The sequence below is a fragment of the Clostridium cochlearium genome (genome assembly GCF_900187165.1).
Classification (GTDB): domain Bacteria; phylum Bacillota; class Clostridia; order Clostridiales; family Clostridiaceae; genus Clostridium_G; species Clostridium_G cochlearium.
The window spans coordinates 2229252-2252211 of the sequence record NZ_LT906477.1; the positions used below are offsets into that span (position 1 = coordinate 2229252).

The following is a 22960-nucleotide window of genomic DNA, read 5'->3' on the forward strand; positions in this document are numbered from 1 at the left end:
TATACACTATATAAAAATATTTAAAAAATATTAAAATCTTAATTTTTTATAAAACTTAATTTTTCATATAGTAATTTTATTATTATTTTAGGAATATCTATAATTTAAGGAGGGATATTATGAAAATTAATAAAAGGATTAAATATATAGCCTTATTTACACTTTTAATATTTTCTATTTCTGTACCAATATTTACTTTAATTTACTTTAACAAAAACAGCCACCTATTACAATATAATAAATCTATACGTACTAATATAAATAACATAAATAAAGTCAATAAAGAAGTTTCTTCTTATACCACAAATAATATATTTAATGCATCAAAATATAGATATAACTTACCTAATAGTATAAAACTTTTAAATTCTTCAAAAACTAATCTAGAAAAATACAAACCTAATGAAAAATATAAGGATATACATCTTAATCTTATTAAAGGCATTACTAATAACATATATACATACGAACAACTTTTAGCTATATTGAATAGCCCAGAAAGCCAAGATGTAGATAAAGCCTTTTATTCTTTCAAAAAATATAGGGATGATAGTATAAAATTTTATGAACTATTTAATAGTAGTAATCCAAAATTAAAAATAAACTTAAGTAAGGATTTTCTAGACTGTCTAAATATATCTACTGAATACATACAAGAATTAGTTAATTTACAAAAAGATAAAGATATAAAAATGAGTCAATATAAAGACTATTTCTATAATGTTGATTATATTTTAACTTCATTTTTAGAAGTTAGAAAAGATTTTTCTTATTATAAAGATAAAATACAAAATAGAACTGTTTCCGTAGATGAACTTTTAAATGAAATAGCTTTAAATAAAAAGGAATTACAAGAACTTAAATTAAGTATGTCTAAAATATCTATACCATCTGATGGAATAAATTGTTATATTCTATTATCAAAAACTTTAAATGATTATGCTTCTTACATCCATAGTTTTGAGGATGATATAAGCAAAAGTGTTATTGCTAATGATTCTAAATCAACAAATATTTATTCTAAATCAGATCTAGGTTATAAGATTATGAATGATACTTACAATGAATTTATAAAATATTATTCTAACTTTAAAGACACAGTAAAATAATAAATATTTTAAATGTATAATTTTATAAATAACGTTAATAATAATATAGGCCTAAGTTTTAAACGCGGGGGACCCATGAATTGGGGTGAATCACATTTTGTGTAGGTTAGCCTTTGCCGAACCCGTCAGCTAACCCCGTCGGTAAAAGGAGTGAATAAGTTGAAAAAAAAATTTACTTTATTTATAATTTTAAATTCTATATTTTTAATGTTTTCATATAACGTTAAGGCTTTTTCAAGTGATTACATTAATACAACCGTATTTAGAGATGAAGGAGAAATTGTCCAAATCTTTAATACTTCAAAAGGCAATATTTATATAAATAGTACAGATATAGACTTAATGGCCAAAGTTGTTTTTGGTGAAAGTCGTGGTGAACCTTATGAGGGTAAGGTAGCAGTGGCTTCTGTTATATTAAATAGGGTATATACACCAGGATTTCCAAAGTCTATAAGAGAAGTTATATTACAACCTTCTGCTTTTTCTTGTGTAATTAATAATACAGTACAGGGAACTCCAGATGAAAGTTGTTATAATGCGGTTTGGGATGCTTTAAAAGGCTATGATCCTACAAATAATGCTTTATTCTTTTATAATCCTAAAATTTCTACCTGTGATTGGATGTCAAATATTAATAAATCTAATATAAAATCCATAGGTAATCATGTTTTTTTTATAGCAAAATAATAAAATGTCTCACTAATTAGTGAGACATTTTTTACTTGTTTTTCATACTATCCAAATAAGACACAGCACTTAATGCTGCCACTTGTCCTTCTCCAGCAGCTTTTATATATTGATATGGTTTACCTATACAGTCCCCTGCTGCAAAACAGCCTTCTATATTAGTTTTCATGCTTCTATCTACTTTTATATGATCACCTTCTATTTCTAACCCTGGAACTAATTGACCTGGCGATATACTGTCTTTTAACACAAATATTCCGTCTGTATTTATCTCTCCATTTTTTAATACTAATTTTTCCACCTTGTCTTGTCCTGTAATTTCTAAAGGTCTATCTTTTATTATTTCAATATTATTATTTAACAAGTAATTTCCTTCATACATTGGCACATAATAAGTTTTTGATGTTAATTCACTTACAAAATTTGCTTCATCTTCTGCTTCTTTATTATGTCCTATTATTATAACATTTTTATTTTTATATAAAGGTGCGTCACATGTTGCACAATACCCTACACCTCTGCCTAAGAATTCTTCTTCACCTTTTAATGGTTTTGTATATTCTATTCCTGTGGCTATTATCAAACTTCTTGATTCATACATCTTATCATTTACCATTAAAGAAAAATATTCTCCCATGGCATATACAGCATTAACTCTTTCATAAGTTATTTCTATGCCCATATTATTTATATGATTTTGAAAAGCTTCTTTTAGACTTTCTCCTTTTATATTTGGTAATCCAAGATAATTATTTATTAAAGGAGCTTTAACTAATTTATTACTTAAGTCCTTATTTCCAAATACTATTATATTTTTATTTCTTATTTTTGCATTTATAGCTGATGAAAGTCCTGCTGGTCCACTTCCTATTATTGCAATATCATATCTCATTTATGAAATTTCACCCCTTTATCTTTTATAGAAATAATAAGTTAACACCTTAGTGTTAACTTATTCATCTATTATTTATTTATATGTGTTTTTCTATTGAAGATTGCATTGCTTGCTTTGGTCTAAATCCTACTAATGTTTCTTGAATTTTACCATCTTTAAATACAAGTACTGTTGGTATACTTGCTACTCTATATTGAGTTGCTGACATTGGATTTTCATCTACATTTACTTTTACAAACTTAACCTTATCTGACATCTCTTCAGATAATTCTTCAATTACTGGTCCAAGCATTCTACAAGGTCCACACCATGGTGCCCAAAAGTCTACAACTGTTACTTTATCGGAATCTAAAACCTCTGAATTAAAAACTGAATCATTTATTTCTTTTATCATATATATCCCTCCAAATTTATACCCTACAAGGGTATATCTTATATCTATAATATAATATATATTATAAACTTAGTCAATAGTTTTTAATAATAATTATTACTTATCTAGTATATTTTTTATATTTGAATTATTATATATAGAACTAGAATAATTATTTACAAGCTTTTTAGCATAGTTTTTACTTTTATTTATATCTATATTCTTATACAATATAGATAAATTATACAAAACTATATCACTATATGTGTTATCTTTAAAATTCTTATCATAAATTTCATAATATTTTATAGCTTCTTCTATATTTCCAACTTCTTGGTTACACAAACCAAGCATGTATATATTATGAGGATATATCCAAGATTTGTTTGCAAAATTATAGGATTTTGTTAGATATTCTTTAGCTTTTTTGTATTCTTTTTTTTCTAAATAATTTATGCCATTATTATAAAAATATTCTGCACCTTCTTGTTCCAATAATTCTTTTCCTTCATTGTATAAAAATTTTTCATTTACACTAATTTTATTCACATCAACTTCATTTAATTCACCATATATTTTTTCATAATCCTTTTTAGATATATAATCTTTTAGTTCATTATATTTAAATATAATTTCTTTGTTTTCATTTTTTTTATCTAAATTATTTAATTTCTTATCTTGTTTTGTTTCTTTAATATTACTTTTATCCTTTTCCTTATTTAAATTAACACTAATTGATTTGTTACTTTTAAAAAACTCTTTATTTTTTATAGTACTAATGGATACAACAATTAGTACTGTAAAAATAATAGAAATCAATGATAATATCCATTTATTATTGTTATTCTTTATTTTACCTAATGAATATAATTTTTTGCTATTTTCAATAGCTAATTTGTTTTTCTTATCTAATTTTAATACTTTATCTATATATATTTTAGCTTTTGAATATTCTCCTTTACTTATATAGCAAAGTGAGAAATAATTATTTACATTTATATAATTAAAATCACTTTCTGCACATTTATTCAATAAAATTATAGCTTTATCTATTTTTTCTTCTTCTATTAGTTTTAACGCATCTTTAATTAAATTATCTCTAATGCTATCTTCTAAACTGTCTTGTAGATATTTTTCTGAAACGCTATCTTTATTTATATGAATATTCATTTTCCATAAAGCTTTTGCTTCCTTAAGATTTCCTTTTAAATAAAGTAAAAGTCCTTTTAAATTTATAGCTGCAGAATTATTCATATTTATAGATATACTTTCCTCACATAACTCTAGAGCCTTATTTATGTATCCATTATTGTATTCATTAAGAGCTTTTAGATATAGTTTTTTTGAACTTTGCATAACATATCTTCCTTTTTTATAATATAATTTGTAATTATATAAATTATACAATTTATTTTTAGTTTTTTCTATTTTATAGAAAATTATTTTTTAAAAAAAGTATATGAATTAAAATATTCATATACTTTTTAGTTATTTATTTCATCTATATATTCTTCTACTAAACTCAGAAATACTGTTATAGCTAAGAGATCTGCACTTCCTCCTGGACTTATACCTTTTTTTACAAATTCCTTTTCCATTTCAATTATCTTATTTTTTCCTTTAAGGGTTTTGATTCCACCCTCTTGTATTATCTTTTTTGCATCTTGTTGCATTTTTTTCAGTTCTTTCATAGAATGTCTATGAAGTACATTAGAGTCCTCTGAGTATTGCATTATACCTATTAGGGTATTAACTAATCTATCATTTTTATTTAAATCAGAACAACTTTTATAAAAGTCCAATGCAAAATCAAATACTATAGGTATCCCTCTTTCTACTTCTCCTCTTATTCCTTCCATTCCATACAACACAAAAAGTTTTTCTCCATAAGATAATTTCTCATTTTTAACCATTTCTTCTATAGAGTTGTATTGGTTCATCTTTTCCTTTAAAGGTTCTAATTCTTTTTCAACCAATCCTCTACACATTTGCTTTATTATATTTTTTATTTCGGTAAATGGCTTTTTATCATATATAGTTTTTCCTATGGCAATACAACATATGCCCATTAAAAATAACATACCCTTATGTGTATTGATTCCTTTAGTTTTTTTAAACATGCCTTTTTCTGCTTCTATTCCTAATTTCCTGGATTTTCTAAGTATATCCTGTGGATCTTCATCGGAAAATCCCGCTTGAACACTTAAAACTAAATATTTTATAAATGAGGATGTGCTATCTATAAAAGTATAATGATCCATATCAGTATGTGATCCTGTAGAAACTACAGATACTAATCCTGGTGATGGATTGCAAGCCACTTCATACAACATAGCTTGAATAGCTAATCCGCTTATGTCAAAAGCTACATCTGATACCTGATAAAATTTTTCCATATTAATTCTCCTATATTAAATATTTATATTATTAAATTTTTTATATTGTTCCTCTATATAATTTATGACCTGTTCCATACTGTGTTTTCTTGATCTTACGCAGTTTTGCGCCATATCCTCACATATAAAACATTTTCTTGGTTTATATCCTAAGTAAGTTCTGCTAATACCTGTTCCATCTACATTATATACATCTATATCAACACATCTTCCGAGTAAATGATTTTGTTCTACATATATGCTATATTTTTTTATTTCCTCGGCAATATTATCTATAATTAGAATTAATATAGGTCCTTCTGCTGTTACTTTATAACATTTATATACAATTTGCGTATCAAATTTATCTTCTATTTCTGCTTTTAAAATATTACTTATGCCTCTTGATGTTTCATTATCTTTTATAACTCCTGGATAATTTACTCTTAGACATAACATTGGCAATTTATATTTCTCTAAAAGGGTATTTTGAAATTCTACCCTTTCTTCTCTTGCTAATAATATATCCATTGCTGTATAATCTTTCATATTAATGGGGAGAAACACTTTTTTTGATTTTCTCCACTATCTCCTTTCCACTATCACTATTTAAAAATCCCCAAGTTACAGATGGGACTAAACTTTTCACCTCATTTAATTTATCTTCTCTTATTAATGTTCTTACTTTAGAAGCACTTATAAATTCTCCTTGAGACTCTTTTCTTTTTATTTCTTCAAGTTCTATTCCAAATTTAGGTAAAGTATTTTTTAAAACTTGATTATAAGCATTAGTTACTTTACAATAAGGTTCTTCACCTACATATCTTTTCTTTATATTAAATTTTTCACCAAAATACTTTCCAAATATTCCTGCATCAATTTCTGCATGAGCTTTAACTAAAATATCTTCCTCTCTTATAAAATATGTAGGAAAAGTTGCAGATGAAATTATATATTCTCCTCCAGGTATTATTTTTACATTTTCTAAATCTTTTGTACCTTCCTTTACTAAATTGTATCTAGTTTTAAATGGAAATAAGGATTTATCTTCCTGTACTATAAATACAATAACCTCTTTGGAATTTTTAGAAGCATATTCTATAAGATATCTATGGCCAAGTGTAAACGGATTACAATTCATTACTAATGCTGTTTTTTCTTCTAAATTATTTATATTATATTCTTTACCAATTTTATCTAATGCCTTTCCTATGTCATATATTCCATACTCTAAAAATGCTACATGATCAGTTTTATATAATGTTTTAAAATTTAATGATGCAAATATTTTTTCTTTATCTGGTTTTGTAAAAATAAAGTTATGAAAGATCCCCTCTTCAAAGGATTTATCTATTAATGCTGATATTAATTTTGATGTAACATTTTCTCCTTGAAGATCTTTAGATACTGCAAAACATTTAAATACATTTTTAGCTTTTGAGCAAGTAGCCTTTATTTTTTCATTTTGTTCAATAATTAGAGTATAATCTACATCATTATCTAATTTTAAATCAAATTTCTCTAAAAATTTATGTACTCTTTCCCTTTCTTCTTCTCTTTTTAAATTTATAGTTTTTATATATAAGTCATACATTTTTAACACCTACTTTTCATTATCTCTAAGTATATATTATATCATTTTTTTCTAATAAAATAAGTTTGATTATTAATGAAAATATGGACTGTACTTATACAGTCCATATTTTCATTGATTTTATTCTAATGGTTTTTTAACTACGTCGATTACTGTTCCATCTCTATATTCAATAACAGCAACTATTTCATCTGTTGTTTCTATTGGATTTGGAGTTCCTGTCATTTTTTCAGCTAATTCTTTTAATTCTTCTATAGTCATAACTGGAAGATTTGTTTCTTTTAACTTTTCTATTAAGTCTTTTCTTCTTGGGTTTACAGCTATACCTCTTTCAGTAACTATTACATCTATACTTTCTCCTGGTGTAGTAATAGTAGTTACTTTATCTTTGATAATAGGTAATCTTGCTTTTACAAGATTTGTAACTATTATAGATAATTTTGAACCTGCAGCTGTATCACTGTGTCCACCTGAACCACCCATTATTACTCCATCAGATCCTGTTGTAACGTTAACGTTAAAGTCTGTATCTATTTCAGTTGCACCAAGAATCATTACATCAAGGTTATTTACAACTGCACCTTTATTGTGTGGATTTCCGTACATTGAAGATGACATTGGCATATGTGCTGAATTCTTTTTATAAGATTCTGCTGCTTTTAAGTCAAAGCATTGTACGTCAAATATGCTTTTAAATAATCCTTCTTCAAACATTTCAACGATATATCCTGTTACACCACCTGCAGCGAAACTTCCAACAACACCTTTTTTCTTCATTACTTCTTTTAATTCAGCTGCTACTGCTAATGAAGTTCCTCCTGCTCCTGTTTGGAATGATATACCATCCTTTACTAATCCAGAAGCTTCTATAACTTCTGTAGCCATTTTAGCTATTTTTAATCCTACTGGATCTTTTGTTATTCTTGTAGTACCTGAAACTATTCCTGCTGGATCACCAATTGATTCTACATTTACAACGTAGTCAACATATATTTGGCTAATTTCAATTGGAGATGCTGGATATGGCACTAAATTATCAGTTATAGCTACAACTTTGTCTGCATATTCAGCGTCACAAATTGAATATCCTAATGCTCCACAAGCAGATTTTCCTTCTGTTCCATTTACATTACCATAAGTATCTGCTGTAGGTGCTGCTAAGAAAGCTACATCTATATGTAAATCTCCACTTTCTATAGCTCTTGGTCTTCCACCGTGAGTCATCATTACAGCTGGGTTCTTTAGGCATCCTTTTGATATAGCTTCTGCTACTGGTCCTGACATATAGTTTGCATATACTCCTGTAACTATACCTTGTTTCATATATTCTACAAGAGGTTCATGTATTGGGAATATTGAACTTGCAGCTATAGTTATATCCTTTATGCCTTTTTTAGCTATAGCTTCCATAACCATATTTAAAACATAGTCACCATTTCTTAAATGGTGGTGGAAGGATATAGTCATTCCATCTTTTAATTCTACTTTTTCTATTGCTTCTTCAACGCTTTTTAAAACCTTTTCTTCACCTGGTATTACACTTTTCACTTTTACTGATTTTTTTTCTACAACACCACAATTTTCAAAGGCACCTTCAAAAGGTTTTACTTTTCCATAACCTTCTATGAAATCTGGTAACTCTCTACCAAGTATATTTTTCATGTTAATCCCTCACTTTTTATTTATATTGCATAAAATTTAAACGGTAAGGTTATTTTATTATTCCTAATGTTTTTGCTAATTCTACTGTTGTAGTCGCTCTATTTATTACTGGTGCGTCTACCATCTTACCATCTAATGAGAATACTCCAAGTCCTTTTGCAAAAGCTTCATCTCTTGCTTCTAAAACTCTTACTGCATGTTTTATTTCTTCTTCTGTTGGGTTAAATACTGAGTGGATTGTGTCTATTTGTCTTGGATTTATAGCAGCTTTTCCTGTAAATGCTATATTCTTTGCTTTTTCTGTATCTAATCTTAAAGCTTCATAGTCATTTGTATCTGTAAATGGTGTATCTATAGCATCTATTTTTGCTGCTCTACAAGCTGCTGAAAATCTGCATCTTGCATAGTAAATTTCATTACTTTCTTTTGTTCTCTTAATTCCAAAGTCTGATGTTAAATCTTCTGCCCCTAAAAGCAATCCTTCTAATCTATCTGAAGCAGTAGCTACATCATATACTGTTTCAAGACTATATGCAGTTTCTATAAGTCCAAATAGTCTTATGCTTCCTTTTTCGAATCCTTCTTCTTCTTCTATTCTGGATACTATTTTATCAACATCTTGTAATTGTTCCTTTGTAGCTTTTGGAACTAATATAGTATCTGGTTTAACTCTTGCAATTTCTTCTAAATCAGTTAGTCCAAATTCAGTATCTAATGGATTTATTCTCACAACTAATTCAACTTGAGAATAATCTAAATTTTTTATAGCACCACAAACTAATGCTCTTGCAGCATCCTTTTCTGTTAAGCTAACAGCATCTTCTAAGTCTAATATTACAGAGTCAGCTCCAAGTATAGGTGCATTTTGTAACATACCTGGGTTGTTTCCAGGCATAAATAGCATTGTTCTTCTTAACTTTTTCATGGATTCTCTCACCTCAATTTACTTTTTAATAAAATTCTTACTGTGCTCTATTAACAGCTGTTTCCAATCTTGCTTCTATTGTATAATCTAAAGCACCCTTATCTTGTGCTTGAATTTTCACGCCATCTAATCCTAATTTTTTTGCTTTAGATGATAAAACCTTATGAATTTGATCTCCAAATTGTTTCATAACTATACTTTCAAGTTCTATTTCAATTCCTGGTTTATCATTTGGCATTACCATTATAAGGATATCATTTGATTCCAAAGTTCCAGCTTTTGCAACTTTATTAACTTTCATCTTATAAACCTACCTTTCTAAAATTAACAATTGAAAACTGAAGATTTTACCCTTCAGTTTTCTCTGCTAATCTGTATTACTTTAAACTATCAAGATAATTTTTTTGTCCTATTTCGTATAAATTATTTCCTTCGCTATCTATAACAACTACTACTGGTAAATCTTCTACTTCTAATCTTCTTAATGCTTCTGCTCCTAGGTCTTCATAACAAACTATTTCTGCCTTTTTAACAGATTTACCCATTAAGGCAGCTGCTCCACCTATAGCTGCAAAATACACTCCTGTATTTCTTTTTATTGCATCTATAACTTCTGGAGATCTTAAACCTTTTCCGATCATTCCCTTTAAACCTATATCTAAAAGTCTTGGAGCATATGGATCCATTCTATAGCTAGTTGTTGGTCCTGCTGAACCTATTGGATTACCTGGTTTTGCTGGTGATGGTCCAACATAGTATATAATTTGATCCTTAACATCTATTGGAAGTTCTTCTCCTTTATCTAATAAATCCACTAACCTTTTATGTCCAGCATCTCTTGAAGTATATATAACACCAGAGATAAGAACTGAATCCCCTGCTTTTAAGTCTTTAACCTTCTCCGCTGTTAGTGGAGTTGTTATTCTCTTTTCCATATTTGGTACCCCCCTAAAATTCTACGCTCTTATGTCTTGTTACATGACAGTTAATATTTACTGCTACAGGAAGTCCTGCTATATGAGTAGGATAAGTTTCTATATTAACAGCTAGTGCTGTAGTTAATCCACCAAAACCTTGAGGTCCAATTCCCAATGAGTTTATAGTCTCTAATAGTTCTTTTTCTAAATCAGCATAGAAAGGCTTAGAATTTCTTTGATCTAATGGTCTCATTAAAGCTTTTTTAGCTAAGTTTGCAGATCTATCAAAAGTTCCACCTATTCCAACACCTACAACTATTGGAGGACATGGGTTTGGCCCTGCATCCTTTACAACCTTTATTATAAAATCTTTTACTCCTTGTAATCCATCTGCTGGTTTTAACATTTTTTGTTGGCTCATGTTTTCTGAACCAAATCCTTTAGGAGCTACAGTTATTTTTAATTTATCTCCTGGAACTATGTCATAGTATATAACTGCTGGAGTATTATCCTTAGTATTTATTCTTTCTATTGGATCATTAACTACGGATTTTCTTAAATATCCATCAATGTATCCTTGTCTTACACCTTCATTTATAGCATCTTCAAGGCTTCCGCCTGTAATATGAACCTCTTGTCCTATTTCAACAAATACACACGCCATTCCTGTATCTTGACATGCTGGCATGTCTTCTTTATCAGCTATATCTACGTTAACTAATATTTTTTCTAGTATTCCTTTAGCCATATCCCAATTTTCTTTTTTGGCATACTCTTCTAATTTTTCTTTAACATCTTTTGGTAATCTATAGTTAGCTTCTATACATAACTCTCTTACTGCCTTTGTTATATCTGAAACATTTACTTCTTTCATAAGCATTTATTTACTGAATAAATCAGTAAATGCCTCCTTTCATTAATATGACTTCATTAATATTGGAAAAGGCAGTTTAAATTTAAACCGCCTTTTTCCTTATTTTAAGTCAATTATTATTTGTTTTTTCTTCTTGCTGCAAGTGCTATTACTCTGTTCATTTCGTTTTTAACGATCATGTATCCTTCGTCAACACCCATTCCTGGTTTTGCAAGAACTTGAGATGCTCCACAAGCAATACCTATGTTAGTTGTAACTTCAGCGGATCTGTTAGTTTCGTTACAAGTTCCTCCACAGTATGCTCCCATACCATGAGCTTTACAATACATAATTGCTTCAGCAGCATTGTTAACTCCACCTAAGTCTGGAGTCTTTATTTGAACCATGTGTCCTGCTTTGTTATCTGTAAAGAATTTAACATCTTCAACAGTATTACACCATTCATCAGCAACTAATTCAACTTTTATTCCTCTTCCGTCTAATTCTGCTCTTAAGTCTCTCATTGCTTCCATTTGTTTTTGTCTATCTTCAACGTCCATAGGTCCTTCTATTCTTAACTTGAATGGAGCTGCAGCCTTTTCTAATGTTTCAATGTAATCAGCCATTGCTTTAGTATCGTTATTGAAAGCCGCTCCTATTGTTCCATATACATCTATGTGGAATATTGGATTATAGTCTTCTCTAACTCTTAATTTTATTATTCTATCTCTTAACCATTCAACGTATGCAAGAAGTTTTTCTCCTTTTAATCCTAATTTTTCTTCAACGTTGTTTATTAATGCGTGTGGTAATACGTCTGCTTCTTTGATTATCATCTTATCAGCATTGTCATATCTGTCATCACCGGATTGAGTAAATACTGGTACTGGAGCTATTTCTCCACCTGGATTGTATTCATCTCTTACAACTTCTGCCATAGTAAGTTTTCTAGTTTTTGCTACTGCATCAAGTATAGCTTGAGTTATACCATATCTAATTGCAGTATGCAATCTCTTTCCGCCCACTTGTAGTTTATCGAATTCTTCAGCCATATCTTTAAAGTTAGTAATTTCTCTTCCGATTAACTTTGGTGCTATTTCTTTTTCTATAACAGGTATGAAATCTGATGCTAGGAATAATGGATCTCTTCCACCTGCTCCTGAATATTGAACAGCAGCACAATCACCATGTGCAACTTGACCGTCTTCAAGAATTAATAATACAGAAATTGATTCTCCCTTTTGTCTTACTTGAGTAAATCCTTCTGTAACTGGCTCTCCTGTATATGTAAAGCCATCATGTCCTGCACCTTTCTTAATAGCTCTTTGGTCATCAAAGTAAAATCCAGTGAATCCTGGAGTACAAAGAACGTCTACAATTTTCATATTATATTCACCTGTCCTTTTTAAAAATTTTGAATTTTTATTTTATTATTTTGTTTTTATTTTATACAGGTCTATTGCTGAATATTTCTATTCAGCAATAAACATGATATAAACTTATTTATCTAAGAACTAATATTTATTATTCTGGTCTTCCAATTAATCTTCCTTTTCCAACTGCAAATATGTCATCTATAACCATTTGGAAGCTAACATCTCTACCTTCAAATTTGGCTCTTTCTTGTAATCTTTCTCTGTTGTAATTCTTTATTTCTTCAGTAAATGGAACATTTCCAAATTCTAAGTATCTAACGCATCCAAGATTATCCCTTACTGGCATCATCTTACCTGCATTATATTTACTTGGTCCAAATGGAATATCCATAACTCCTGTTTCAAATGCTTTAACTGTACCTATAGCTAAATCTCCCTTTCCTAATTCAAACATTTTGTCAAGGATACATTTAGTTTCAGCCTTGATTACAGCCATTTCAGTTTCTAATTCTTTGGACATTGGCATTCTTTGTCCTTCTAACATATTTAAAGCCATCTTAGTAGCTTTTATTCCTGCAGCATTTGCTTCTTTTGTTGGTATACCAATTGCTTCATGAGGAGTCTTAACTATAACTTTTGTAGCTCCTGCTAAAGCTGCTATAGTAGTAGCTGTAACTATAACACCAAATGCCTTTGATTCATCTTGTGGGAATCCTCCCATCCATTGGTGGAATACTGTAGTTACAAATACATCATTATATCCATAAGCTTTTAAATATTCATTTGTTTGTTCTTCTAGACATCTTAATGCAGCTATATCTTGGATCATGTTTCCACATTCACCGTATCCAACTGTTATGTTCTTAACACCTTGTTCTGCTGCAAGTAATGCTTCTGTAATTCCAACTGCATTTGACATTGATGGTGGTACAAGTGTTCCTGTCAATGGACCAAATGGTTCTCTGTTTATATGAACACCTTGTTCTTCATAGAAACCAACAAGTCTATCACAATATTGCCAATCTAATAAGCTTTTTTCTATTGTAACATTCTTTGCATATGGAACATTGTAGGAGATACCTCCTCCTTCATTTGAAGTCCATCCACCTGCGTGAATTATTTCTGCTAATAATCTTGAGTCTGGTGTACCGTGTCTTGCTTGTAGTGGTAAGTTAACTGCTTCTAAAACTTTTCTACATCCCTTAACACCATGATTAACTCCTGGGAAACCATTTAATAATGATCTTCCTGCTTTTTCACTTTCTTTTATACCATTTTCACATTCGTCATATCTATTTTGTCTTGTATAAGCATCAATTGTTGAAGGTAAAAAGTCTGCTCCACCTTCATCTTGTAAATATCTTAATAATTCTATATGTTCATCTAATAGAGCAACTCCAGCTCTTGGTTGAGCCATAGTTATTCCTTTTTTCTTAGCTAAAACTAATTTTTCAGCAAAATTCTTTTCTGCTGGTATTTTCTTTAAATAATCAACAGCCTCTTGTAAATCTACTTCTTTACCAGTTGGCCATTGTTGTAGTACCTCTTCTCTTTGTTTATGAAACTCTTCATCAGTCCATTTTTTATTTTTAAGTTCCATTGTATTTCCCTCCTATCAAACTCTAACTAAATACTTTTTCATTATTCTTATCGCCTTTTCTGGATGATCTTCTGCTAAAAGTCCCATAGAAGATAAGATATATGTTTTATCTATATAGAAGTCTGGATCTTGCGGCTTTAAATATACTGGATTTTCTGTATCAAAGGTTCCCGCCTTTAATATTTCTCCTGGATTTTTACTATGTACCAAGACTCCACCAGTTCCAATTACAGTTTTTACCTGTAATAAATCTTTTCCTATTTGAGTATACACTACTCCCATAGGTGTATAAGCACTTTCTATATATCCTGAGTGCCTTTCTATTGCAATGTCTGTAGCTACTTTCGCCATAACTTCATCAAATTTAATTTCTTCTTCTGTCTCTGGGACCATTTTTATATTTTCAGATCTAAATTGGCAATTTTGTTTTATATCTACACTTTTATCACATAAATATTTTTGTATTTTTCTAGTACCTGCAGCTTCAAATAAAGAAACTGCTGAATATCTCATTCCTAAGTCACCTTCAACTGTCCTTTTTGCTAAAGGTTCTTGAAGTCCTCTCATGGTCACACCTGGTTTAGTAGGCTCACCATCTGCAATTGAATGTATATCAGTGGTAGCTCCTCCTATATCTACAACAATTAAATCTCCAATTCCATCTTCTGTATCTGTTCCTTGTGATAAAACTCTTGCTGCTTTAAGAACAGCCGCTGGTGTTGGCATAAGTATACCATTTATAAAGTTCTCAGCATTGCTCATTCCCTTAGCTTGTACTATTCTCTTCATAAAAATCTGCCTAATTTCTTCCCTTGCAGGTTCAACATTTAATATGTTAAGCTTAGGCATTACATTATCAGTAACCTTATGAAAAATATTAGCTTCTGTTAATATCTCTGAAACTGTATCAGCTGCTGCCTTATTTCCAGCAACAACTATTGGTAGATTTATATTGTGCTTAGCTAGCATTTTAGCATTATGTATTATGCACTCTTTATTTCCACCATCGGTGCCACCTGCTAATAATATTATATCTAAATTTGAACTTTTTATTTCTTCTATTTCCTTTAATGATAATTCATAACTATATACATTAAGTATCCTAGCTCCTGCTCCCAGAGCAGCTCTCTTAGCAGCTTCGGCTGTAAGATCTGGTACTAATCCTATAGCTATCATTTTTAATCCACCAGCAGCAGATGAACATGCTAACTTTTTAACAAAATTTACTTCTTTTCCTTCTAATTGTTTAGAAAGCTTTTCATATGCTTTGTTAAAACCTGTCATTATGTCATCCTCTATAGTAGTTATATCTTTAGCTGTAGCAAGTATTTCTTCATTTTCAATATCTACCGCTGTTAATTTTGTATAGGTGCTACCAAAATCCAATAGTAAATAAGCATCCACTCTTATCACTCCAATTCATTGAGTAGTGCTACTTAATAACTTAGTAGCAAAACAATAGATTTTTAAAAAATTACTCTATATTAAGATCTTTTTTCAAATCAGCTATACCAACTTCTGGTGGTGTTCCAGGAGCGTATACTCTGTCATATCCCATATCTTTAAATCTCTTTTCTACATCTGGCCAATGTTGTTTTCCTACAACTATGTTTCCACCAACATATAGAAGTATTCCTTCTAATCCTGCTTCATCACATTTTTGTCTTAATCCTTTACAGTCAATTTCTCCTTGTCCATAAAGAGATGAAACTAAGATAGCATCCGCCTTTGTTTCAATAGCCGCCTTTATAAAGTCTTCTTGAGGAGATAATACCCCAATATTAACCACATTAAATCCTGCATTTGTAAATGCATGATCTAGAATTTTGTTACCAACTGCATGACAATCTGAGCCAATAACTCCAAGCACTATAGTCTTTTTTTCCATTTTAAAAACCTCCTAGAATAATTTATATAAAAAAATATTTAATTTTGTCTACTCTTTGTGACTATTTTAAATATTTTACTTCTAACAACTTAGATTTAAGAGCTTTTACAGATCCATCATCTAGATTATAGGCAAAATTTATAATTTCTTTACCTTCAGATACTTCCTCTACATCATGGTATCTACCTGGTGATGCAATAATTACATCACATTTACTACTCTCTTCTTTTAATATATTTTTATCAAATGAATTGGTATAAGTAATATCAAGATTAGCTAAACCAGCGTTTTCTAATGCAGACATTGACTTAAACTTAAATTCTTTTGTTATACATACAAATAAAAATCTTGTATTTGAGGGAAATCTTGCAATTTTAACTATAGTCTCAAGATTAGGTGTTATAGCCACTCCCAAAACATTTTTATTATATTCTCTTAAAAGACTTCTTACCTCATACACATGATTAAATGTAGTTATTATAATCTGACTACTTTTTATAAATTCTTGTGCTTCTCTATTCATAAATTTTAAATCGTTTACTGTCATAGGAGAAAAATCTATGCCTGTTCTATCTTTTAGCTGTTCAGCGAATACTTTTGATTGTTCTATATTGCACTCTATATATATACCTTTTATGTCATTCATAAGTTTTCTTTTTTCTTCTATTCTTTCTGTAACGATTTCTAAAAATTCATCTGCATCTATTCCAGCCTCTATGGACTCCTCAAAAGCTAAATCCACAAATTTTTTTATTTTTTCTTTTATATTTTCATTTTTCCAAAGTTTTACTTCTTCTAATACAAAGGTTCCTCTTCCTTGGTATGATTTTAATATATCTTCTTTTTCTAATTCTTTATATGCCATACTCACAGTATTTCTGCTTATTTTTAATTCTTCTGACAATTCCCGTTCTGTAGGCATTTTATATCCAACTTTTAAAGATCCATCTTTTACTAAATCCATTATTTGTTTTTTAAGTTGCAAATATAAAGGGATTTTATTTCCTTTATCTATTTTAACTTGTATTTCAATCACTCCTAAAGTTAACCAACTCCAAATTGACTAATGGACTAATCCATTAACCAAATTAATGATAACACATCGAATGGATAACATCAATATGTTTTTTTATAAAAAATATATATTTTTTTATTTTATTAAAAATTCTTATATATATCATTTTACACTTATTATTTTTTATGTCAATTTAGAATTATTTTAAAAGTGACTTTATTTATTTTTAAAGTAATCCTCCACTGATTTTCCTATTGTTTTTGCTATTAGCTTTTGATATTCTTCATCTTTTAACTTTTCTTCTTCTTTGGGATTTGATATGAATCCACACTCAACAATTACAGACGGAATATTGTTATCATCTCTTAATATTTTATATTGACCTTTAGCTGGCTTTTCTTGTCTTTTATTTTCTTCATCTACATATTTTCTAAAATTATTTTGTAAAATAGATGCTAATTTATGACTTTCTTCATTATCTGAATACCAAACCTGTGCTCCATAGTATTTACTTTGAGGAAAAGTATTCAAATGTATACTTATAAAAATATCACATTTACTCTTTTCTCTCATTTCACACCTTTTATTTAAATCTTCTACTTTTTTTTGCCTAACAGTTCCACTATCGCTATATAACCCTTTATCCTCTTCTCTTGTCATTATTACTTTATATCCTAATTTAGATAATTCATCTTTTAGTTTTATTCCAATACTTAAATTTATATGCTTTTCTATAGTTCCATTTTGAGATACAGCTCCTCCATCTATTCCTCCATGTCCTGGATCTATTAGTACGATTTTCTTTTTGTCGTCCTTTTTTCTTGTATAAGCAGTAGATACTGTAGTAAGGGTTAAGGATAATCCTATTAAAATAAGAAGATAAAATATTATTTTTTTATTCTTTTTCATTTCCTACACCTCCATAGACAATTTTATTATTTCCAATAATCTTAATTTTATTTAAAGGCATAAAAAAAGAAGATGTGATAACACATCTTCTTTGATATATACAAATTATCTCTTTGAAAATTGAGGAGCTCTTCTTGCCTTTTTAAGACCATATTTCTTTCTTTCTTTCATTCTAGGGTCTCTTGTTAAGAAGCCAGCTTTCTTAAGTTCTGGTTTTAAGCTTTCATCAGCTTTCAATAAAGCTCTTGAGATACCATGTCTTATAGCACCTGCTTGACCTGTAAGTCCCCCACCATATACGTTAACTAAAACATCAAATTTTTCTTTTGTTCCAGTTAATACTAATGGTTGATTAACTATAAATCTTAAAGTTTCTAATCCGAAATATTCTTCTATATCTCTCTTATTTATTATTACTTTTCCTTCTCCTGGTACAAGTCTTACTCTCGCTATAGATTTCTTTCTTCTTCCAGTTCCATAATATTGAACTTTTGCCATTTTATTTTTCTCCTCCTCTCGGGTGTCTTATTAATATCTTAATTCTAAAACTTCTGGATTTTGAGCTTCATGATTATGTTCTGAACCTCTATAAACTTTTAATTTCTTAAGCATTTTTCTACCTAATGGTCCCTTTGGAAGCATTCTTCTAACCGCTTCTTCAAAAACAAATTCTGGTTTTTTAGCTAAAGCTTCCTTATAAGGTACTTCTTTTAATCCACCTGGATATAATGAGTGATGTCTTAACATCTTTTGATCTAATTTTTTACCTGTTAACACTACTTTTTCAGCATTTATAATAACAACATAATCTCCTGTATCCACATGTGGTGTATATGTAGGCTTATTCTTTCCTCTTAAAATTAGAGCAACTTGACTTGCCACTCTTCCTAGTGGTTTTCCTTCTGCATCAACAACATACCATTTTCTTTGAACTTCTTCTGGTTTTGCAATGTATGATTTCATCTTTTTCCCTCCTTGACTATTCCTAAAAAATTCGTTCTATCATAAAGATCCGGGGCTAGTGGATCTTATTTGCTAAACATAAAAACATTTATATTATAATACAATCAGCCTAGTGTGTCAATCAGATTAACTCAACTAATTATAAAAAAGCTCTTTTAAATATAATCCTTTAGCTGGTGCACACATTCCAGCCTTACACCTATCTCTTGACTGTAATATAATAGATATATCTTCAGGTTTTCTTTTAGATAAACCTACTTCTATTAATGTTCCTGATATAATTCTTACCATATTATATAAGAATCCATCTCCTGAAACATATATTTCTACTATATCATTATTTTTTAATATATTTATATCTGTTATAGTTCTAACTGTAGTTTTTAAATTACCACCAGATTTTTTAAAGGCATTAAAATCATGGGTTCCTATTAGAAATTTTGAAGCTTCTATCATGGATTTTAAATCTAATTCATATTTAACATGGTATATATAATTTCTTTGTATTGGTGAAAATAATGGTCTATTTAAAATCTTATAAACATAGGTTTTCCCTATGCAATCAAATCTTGAATGAAAGTCTATTGATACCTCATCTGATTCTAATATTACAATATCTTCTGGCAAAAAATTATTTAATGCATATTTAAACCTTTCTCCTGGTATACTACTACAAGTTTTAAAATTAGCTATATAGGCTAATGCATGAACCCCTGCATCTGTTCTACTAGCTCCTATAAGTTCTACTTGTTCTTTTGTCGCTTCTTCTATTGCTTTCTCTATAGATCCTTGTATAGTTTTTATACTTTTATCTTTTTGTTTTTGCCAGCCTGAATAATTTGTTCCATCATATTCGATTTTAAGCCTGATATTTCTTTCCATTTTAAACTCTACTCCATATTGATATACCCACTAATATTAGCATAGTTAAACAAGCTACAAAGTCCCTTCCTTCTAATTTCAGCTGTTTCATTCTAGTTCTACCTTCTCCCCCTCTATAGCATCTAGCTTCCATAGCCATAGCTAATTCCTCAGCTCTTCTAAAAGAACTAATAAATAGTGGAACTAAAATAGGAATTAAACTTTTAGCTCTTTTTACTATATTACCTGTCTCAAAATCTGCACCTCTTGCCATTTGAGCTTTCATAATTTTATCTGTTTCATCCATTAAAGTAGGTATGAATCTCAATGCAATAGTCATCATCATAGCTAATTCATGTGCAGGTACTCCTACTTTTTTAAAAGGATTTAATAGCTTTTCTATACCATCTGTAAGCTCTATTGGTGAAGTAGTTAGTGTAAGAAGTGATGTTCCTATGATTAATAACACCAATCTTATTACCATAAAAATAGCTAATTGAAGGCCTTTTTCATATATAGTTATAAACCTCCACTGAAATACTATATCTCCGCCGCTGGTCATAAATATATTCAATAAAGCTGTGATTATAATCATTATAAATATTGGCTTTAGTCCTCTATATATAAATTTAAAAGGAACTCTTGATATTAATATAGCTATAGCTGTAAAAGCTATAATTAATACATATCCTTTAAAATTGTTTATTATAAATAAATTAATTATATATATTAGAGATATTATTATTTTTACTCTTGGGTCTAATTTGTGAATAAAGGAATCACCAGGTATATATTGCCCTAATGTTATATCTTTAATCATTTGTATGCTCCCCTAACAATTAGTTGCTTTATTATTAAGAATTTTTAATAATTCTTTTTTAGCTTGTTCTATAGTAAATATATTTTCAGATATATTAAAACCTTTTTCTTTTAAGTTTCTCATCAAATACGTTACTTGAGGTGCGGCTAAACCTACACTTTCTAAGGTATCTATTTCGTTAAATACTTTAGATGGTGCTCCATCTAGTATACACTTTCCTTTATGCATAACTAATACCCTTGTGGCTAATTTAGCTACATCTTCCATACTATGGGATACTAAAATTATTGTCATATTATACTCTTTATGCAAGTCCTTAATTTCTCCTAATATCTCATCTCTTCCTTTTGGATCTAACCCTGCAGTAGGTTCATCTAGTATCAAAATTTCAGGTTCCATTGCTACTACTCCTGCAATTGCAACTCTTCTTTTTTGTCCACCACTTAGTTCAAAAGGAGATTTATCCTTATTTTTTTCGTAGTCTAATCCCACTATATTCATTACTCTTTTTATTCTTTTGTTTATTTCTTCTTCACTTAAGTTGAGATTTTTAGGACCAAAGGCTATATCTTTTTCTATAGTTTCCTCAAAAAGCTGATATTCTGGATACTGAAATACCAATCCTACCTTTTTCCTTATTTCACTCATTTTAACTTCTTTTTTTGTAATGTCAATATCATCAATTACTATTCTACCACTATGAGGTTTTAATAATCCATTTATATGTTGAATAAGAGTTGACTTACCTGAACCTGTATGCCCTATCAAAGCTATAAACTCTCCATTTTTTATTTCTAAATTAACATTATCTATAGCTTTCTTTTCAAATGGAGTTCCTTGCATATATATATGAGTTAAATTTTCTATTTTAATCGACATAATTCATTCACCATCTCATCTATTGTTAATATATCTGAGTTTATATTAATTCCTTCTTTTTTTAATTCATAAGCTAATTCAGTTACTTGTGGAACATCTAGTCCTATTTTCTTCATAGTTTTAACATTGCTAAATATTTCTCTAGGACTGCCTTCCATAACTAATTTTCCTGTATCCATAACTATAATTCTATCTGCTTCAACAGCTTCTTCCATATAGTGTGTTATTAATACTATAGTTATTCCATATTCATTATTTAGCTCTTTTATAGTATTGATTACTTCTTTTCTTCCTGATGGATCAAGCATAGCCGTAGGCTCATCAAACACTATGCAATCTGGCATCATAGCTAATACCCCTGCAATTGCAACTCTTTGTTTCTGTCCACCGGATAATAAATGTGGTGCATGTTTTTTATATTCAAACATCCTTACTCTTTTCAAAGAATCTTCTACTCTTTCCCTTATTTCTTTAGGATCAACTCCTAAATTTTCTGGTCCAAAAGCTACATCTTCTTCTACTATAGTAGCTACAATTTGATTATCTGGATTTTGAAAAACCATACCTGCTTTATTTCTAATATTCCAAGTATTTTCTTCATCTAAGGTATCCATTTGATCAACATAAACTTTCCCTTCTGTTGGGACAAGCAGAGCATTCATATGTTTAGCTATAGTAGATTTGCCTGATCCGTTTCTACCTAGTATAACTACAAATTCTCCTTTACCTATATTAAAAGAAACATCATCTACAGCTATTATAAATTTATTTTCGTTACTATCTTCATACTTATAAACTACATTTTTACACTCTATCATCTTATTACTCATTTAAACACCTCATAATGGCTTTAAATTATATTAAAACGGGGACTAAGCTATTTCTACTACTTAATCCCCTAGGCTACTATACTAATTCAAGTATTACTATTTCTGCCCCGTCCCCTCTTCTTGGACCTATCTTATACATTCTAGTGTAACCACCATTTCTTTCAGCATATTTAGGGGCTATATCATCAAATAATTTTTTTACTACTTCTTCTTCTGTTACAAATGAAAGTGCCTGTCTTCTTGCTTGAAGATCTCCTCTTTTTCCAAGAGTTATCATCTTTTCAGCTAAGCTTCTAGTTTCTTTAGCTCTTGTTACTGTAGTTTCTATTTTACCACTCTTTAACAAACTAGTAACTTGATTTCTAAGCATTGCCATTCTTTGGTCAGTTGGACGACCTAATTTACGATGTGATGCCATGTCTATACCTC

26 protein-coding genes and 1 riboswitch are annotated in these 22960 nt (G+C 29.4%); of the genes, 2 read left to right on the forward strand and 24 right to left on the reverse strand.

Annotation, left to right across the window (positions count from 1 at the left end; translation table 11 throughout):
* Positions 1-119 precede the first annotated feature (119 nt).
* Together CKV72_RS10880 and CKV72_RS10885 are read left to right on the forward strand one after the other, a co-directional pair.
* Complete coding sequence (locus tag CKV72_RS10880) at positions 120-1109, forward strand: hypothetical protein (protein WP_095178274.1); 990 nt, start codon at positions 120-122, stop codon at positions 1107-1109.
* 38 nt (positions 1110-1147) lie between these two features.
* Positions 1148-1267, forward strand: a riboswitch (cyclic di-AMP (ydaO/yuaA leader).
* 1 nt (position 1268) lies between these two features.
* On the forward strand, positions 1269-1796 hold the full coding sequence (locus CKV72_RS10885; protein WP_238056662.1) for a cell wall hydrolase: 528 nt from the start codon (positions 1269-1271) through the stop codon (positions 1794-1796).
* Between the two features lie 31 nt (positions 1797-1827).
* Here CKV72_RS10885 and CKV72_RS10890 read toward each other — a convergent pair whose 3' ends face one another.
* From CKV72_RS10890 to rplQ, 24 genes are all read right to left on the reverse strand, one after another.
* Positions 1828-2688, reverse strand: a complete 861-nt coding sequence (locus tag CKV72_RS10890; protein ID WP_089867021.1) for an NAD(P)/FAD-dependent oxidoreductase — start codon at positions 2686-2688, stop codon at positions 1828-1830.
* 79 nt (positions 2689-2767) lie between these two features.
* Positions 2768-3085 (reverse strand): thioredoxin, encoded by a 318-nt coding sequence (trxA, locus tag CKV72_RS10895; protein WP_089867018.1) that lies wholly within the window; start codon positions 3083-3085, stop codon positions 2768-2770.
* 96 nt (positions 3086-3181) lie between these two features.
* Positions 3182-4420 carry a tetratricopeptide repeat protein gene (locus tag CKV72_RS10900; RefSeq protein ID WP_095178275.1) on the reverse strand — a complete coding sequence of 413 codons (1239 nt, stop codon included), beginning with the start codon at positions 4418-4420 and terminating at the stop codon, positions 3182-3184.
* A gap of 128 nt (positions 4421-4548) precedes the next feature.
* The gene (gene citG / locus CKV72_RS10905) at positions 4549-5460 is read right to left on the reverse strand and encodes a triphosphoribosyl-dephospho-CoA synthase CitG (RefSeq protein ID WP_181814553.1); all 912 of its coding nucleotides are present in this window, start codon (positions 5458-5460) and stop codon (positions 4549-4551) included.
* 15 nt (positions 5461-5475) lie between these two features.
* A complete protein-coding gene (gene citX / locus CKV72_RS10910; protein WP_089867010.1) occupies positions 5476-5988 on the reverse strand; it encodes a citrate lyase holo-[acyl-carrier protein] synthase in 513 nt (170 codons plus the stop codon).
* A gap of 1 nt (position 5989) precedes the next feature.
* Positions 5990-7033, reverse strand: coding sequence for a [citrate (pro-3S)-lyase] ligase (citC, locus tag CKV72_RS10915; protein WP_095178277.1), 1044 nt, complete (start codon positions 7031-7033; stop codon positions 5990-5992).
* A 120-nt stretch (positions 7034-7153) separates the two neighbouring features.
* The gene (gene citF / locus CKV72_RS10920; protein ID WP_095178278.1) at positions 7154-8695 is read right to left on the reverse strand and encodes a citrate lyase subunit alpha; all 1542 of its coding nucleotides are present in this window, start codon (positions 8693-8695) and stop codon (positions 7154-7156) included.
* 49 nt (positions 8696-8744) lie between these two features.
* Complete coding sequence (locus tag CKV72_RS10925; protein WP_089867000.1) at positions 8745-9620, reverse strand: HpcH/HpaI aldolase/citrate lyase family protein; 876 nt, start codon at positions 9618-9620, stop codon at positions 8745-8747.
* A 37-nt stretch (positions 9621-9657) separates the two neighbouring features.
* Positions 9658-9921, reverse strand: a complete 264-nt coding sequence (citD, locus tag CKV72_RS10930; protein ID WP_089866996.1) for a citrate lyase acyl carrier protein — start codon at positions 9919-9921, stop codon at positions 9658-9660.
* Positions 9922-9997: 76 nt separating this feature from the next.
* Positions 9998-10555, reverse strand: a complete 558-nt coding sequence (locus CKV72_RS10935) for a Fe-S-containing hydro-lyase (RefSeq protein WP_089866994.1) — start codon at positions 10553-10555, stop codon at positions 9998-10000.
* Positions 10556-10568: 13 nt separating this feature from the next.
* A complete protein-coding gene (locus tag CKV72_RS10940; protein ID WP_089867082.1) occupies positions 10569-11411 on the reverse strand; it encodes a fumarate hydratase in 843 nt (280 codons plus the stop codon).
* A 116-nt stretch (positions 11412-11527) separates the two neighbouring features.
* Positions 11528-12775 carry a methylaspartate ammonia-lyase gene (locus CKV72_RS10945; protein ID WP_089866991.1) on the reverse strand — a complete coding sequence of 416 codons (1248 nt, stop codon included), beginning with the start codon at positions 12773-12775 and terminating at the stop codon, positions 11528-11530.
* Between the two features lie 139 nt (positions 12776-12914).
* Positions 12915-14366 (reverse strand): methylaspartate mutase subunit E, encoded by a 1452-nt coding sequence (locus CKV72_RS10950; protein WP_095178279.1) that lies wholly within the window; start codon positions 14364-14366, stop codon positions 12915-12917.
* A gap of 15 nt (positions 14367-14381) precedes the next feature.
* Entirely contained in the window at positions 14382-15770 is a 1389-nt protein-coding gene (gene glmL, locus CKV72_RS10955) for a methylaspartate mutase accessory protein GlmL (RefSeq protein WP_095178280.1), read from the reverse strand.
* A 70-nt stretch (positions 15771-15840) separates the two neighbouring features.
* The gene (gene mamA, locus CKV72_RS10960; RefSeq protein ID WP_089866983.1) at positions 15841-16254 is read right to left on the reverse strand and encodes a methylaspartate mutase subunit S; all 414 of its coding nucleotides are present in this window, start codon (positions 16252-16254) and stop codon (positions 15841-15843) included.
* A 61-nt stretch (positions 16255-16315) separates the two neighbouring features.
* Positions 16316-17290 (reverse strand): GntR family transcriptional regulator, encoded by a 975-nt coding sequence (locus CKV72_RS10965; RefSeq protein ID WP_089866981.1) that lies wholly within the window; start codon positions 17288-17290, stop codon positions 16316-16318.
* 195 nt (positions 17291-17485) lie between these two features.
* Entirely contained in the window at positions 17486-18178 is a 693-nt protein-coding gene (gene cwlD, locus CKV72_RS10970; protein ID WP_089866979.1) for an N-acetylmuramoyl-L-alanine amidase CwlD, read from the reverse strand.
* A gap of 105 nt (positions 18179-18283) precedes the next feature.
* Positions 18284-18676: a 30S ribosomal protein S9 gene (gene rpsI, locus CKV72_RS10975; protein WP_089866313.1), complete on the reverse strand. Its 393-nt coding sequence runs from the start codon at positions 18674-18676 to the stop codon at positions 18284-18286.
* Positions 18677-18706: 30 nt separating this feature from the next.
* Positions 18707-19141: a 50S ribosomal protein L13 gene (rplM, locus tag CKV72_RS10980; protein ID WP_089866316.1), complete on the reverse strand. Its 435-nt coding sequence runs from the start codon at positions 19139-19141 to the stop codon at positions 18707-18709.
* A gap of 135 nt (positions 19142-19276) precedes the next feature.
* Positions 19277-20023, reverse strand: a complete 747-nt coding sequence (truA, locus tag CKV72_RS10985) for a tRNA pseudouridine(38-40) synthase TruA (protein WP_089866319.1) — start codon at positions 20021-20023, stop codon at positions 19277-19279.
* 1 nt (position 20024) lies between these two features.
* Entirely contained in the window at positions 20025-20822 is a 798-nt protein-coding gene (locus tag CKV72_RS10990; protein WP_095178281.1) for an energy-coupling factor transporter transmembrane component T family protein, read from the reverse strand.
* 12 nt (positions 20823-20834) lie between these two features.
* Positions 20835-21701 (reverse strand): energy-coupling factor transporter ATPase, encoded by an 867-nt coding sequence (locus tag CKV72_RS10995; RefSeq protein WP_095178282.1) that lies wholly within the window; start codon positions 21699-21701, stop codon positions 20835-20837.
* Positions 21686-22531 (reverse strand): energy-coupling factor transporter ATPase, encoded by an 846-nt coding sequence (locus tag CKV72_RS11000; RefSeq protein WP_089866327.1) that lies wholly within the window; start codon positions 22529-22531, stop codon positions 21686-21688. The genes CKV72_RS10995 and CKV72_RS11000 overlap by 16 nt, the downstream gene beginning before the upstream one ends.
* A 76-nt stretch (positions 22532-22607) precedes the next feature.
* Positions 22608-22949: a 50S ribosomal protein L17 gene (gene rplQ, locus CKV72_RS11005; protein ID WP_089866330.1), complete on the reverse strand. Its 342-nt coding sequence runs from the start codon at positions 22947-22949 to the stop codon at positions 22608-22610.
* Positions 22950-22960 lie beyond the last annotated feature (11 nt).

What these genes read in the sequence shown, in the direction of transcription:
- CKV72_RS10950 (WP_095178279.1), bottom strand. Translation starts at nt 14,366, where the DNA reads ATGGAACTTAAAAATAAAAAATGGACTGATGAAGAGTTTCATAAACAA.
- rpsI (WP_089866313.1), bottom strand. Translation starts at nt 18,676, where the DNA reads ATGGCAAAAGTTCAATATTATGGAACTGGAAGAAGAAAGAAATCTATA.
- rplM (WP_089866316.1), bottom strand. Translation starts at nt 19,141, where the DNA reads ATGAAATCATACATTGCAAAACCAGAAGAAGTTCAAAGAAAATGGTAT.
- citD (WP_089866996.1), bottom strand. Translation starts at nt 9,921, where the DNA reads ATGAAAGTTAATAAAGTTGCAAAAGCTGGAACTTTGGAATCAAATGAT.
- CKV72_RS10900 (WP_095178275.1), bottom strand. Translation starts at nt 4,420, where the DNA reads ATGCAAAGTTCAAAAAAACTATATCTAAAAGCTCTTAATGAATACAAT.
- citC (WP_095178277.1), bottom strand. Translation starts at nt 7,033, where the DNA reads ATGTATGACTTATATATAAAAACTATAAATTTAAAAAGAGAAGAAGAA.
- citX (WP_089867010.1), bottom strand. Translation starts at nt 5,988, where the DNA reads ATGAAAGATTATACAGCAATGGATATATTATTAGCAAGAGAAGAAAGG.
- CKV72_RS10990 (WP_095178281.1), bottom strand. Translation starts at nt 20,822, where the DNA reads ATGATTAAAGATATAACATTAGGGCAATATATACCTGGTGATTCCTTT.
- CKV72_RS10925 (WP_089867000.1), bottom strand. Translation starts at nt 9,620, where the DNA reads ATGAAAAAGTTAAGAAGAACAATGCTATTTATGCCTGGAAACAACCCA.
- CKV72_RS10880 (WP_095178274.1), top strand. Translation starts at nt 120, where the DNA reads ATGAAAATTAATAAAAGGATTAAATATATAGCCTTATTTACACTTTTA.
- CKV72_RS11000 (WP_089866327.1), bottom strand. Translation starts at nt 22,531, where the DNA reads ATGAGTAATAAGATGATAGAGTGTAAAAATGTAGTTTATAAGTATGAA.
- citF (WP_095178278.1), bottom strand. Translation starts at nt 8,695, where the DNA reads ATGAAAAATATACTTGGTAGAGAGTTACCAGATTTCATAGAAGGTTAT.
- cwlD (WP_089866979.1), bottom strand. Translation starts at nt 18,178, where the DNA reads ATGAAAAAGAATAAAAAAATAATATTTTATCTTCTTATTTTAATAGGA.
- rplQ (WP_089866330.1), bottom strand. Translation starts at nt 22,949, where the DNA reads ATGGCATCACATCGTAAATTAGGTCGTCCAACTGACCAAAGAATGGCA.
- CKV72_RS10995 (WP_095178282.1), bottom strand. Translation starts at nt 21,701, where the DNA reads ATGTCGATTAAAATAGAAAATTTAACTCATATATATATGCAAGGAACT.
- CKV72_RS10935 (WP_089866994.1), bottom strand. Translation starts at nt 10,555, where the DNA reads ATGGAAAAGAGAATAACAACTCCACTAACAGCGGAGAAGGTTAAAGAC.
- CKV72_RS10945 (WP_089866991.1), bottom strand. Translation starts at nt 12,775, where the DNA reads ATGAAAATTGTAGACGTTCTTTGTACTCCAGGATTCACTGGATTTTAC.
- citG (WP_181814553.1), bottom strand. Translation starts at nt 5,460, where the DNA reads ATGGAAAAATTTTATCAGGTATCAGATGTAGCTTTTGACATAAGCGGA.
- truA (WP_089866319.1), bottom strand. Translation starts at nt 20,023, where the DNA reads ATGGAAAGAAATATCAGGCTTAAAATCGAATATGATGGAACAAATTAT.
- CKV72_RS10940 (WP_089867082.1), bottom strand. Translation starts at nt 11,411, where the DNA reads ATGAAAGAAGTAAATGTTTCAGATATAACAAAGGCAGTAAGAGAGTTA.
- trxA (WP_089867018.1), bottom strand. Translation starts at nt 3,085, where the DNA reads ATGATAAAAGAAATAAATGATTCAGTTTTTAATTCAGAGGTTTTAGAT.
- mamA (WP_089866983.1), bottom strand. Translation starts at nt 16,254, where the DNA reads ATGGAAAAAAAGACTATAGTGCTTGGAGTTATTGGCTCAGATTGTCAT.
- CKV72_RS10890 (WP_089867021.1), bottom strand. Translation starts at nt 2,688, where the DNA reads ATGAGATATGATATTGCAATAATAGGAAGTGGACCAGCAGGACTTTCA.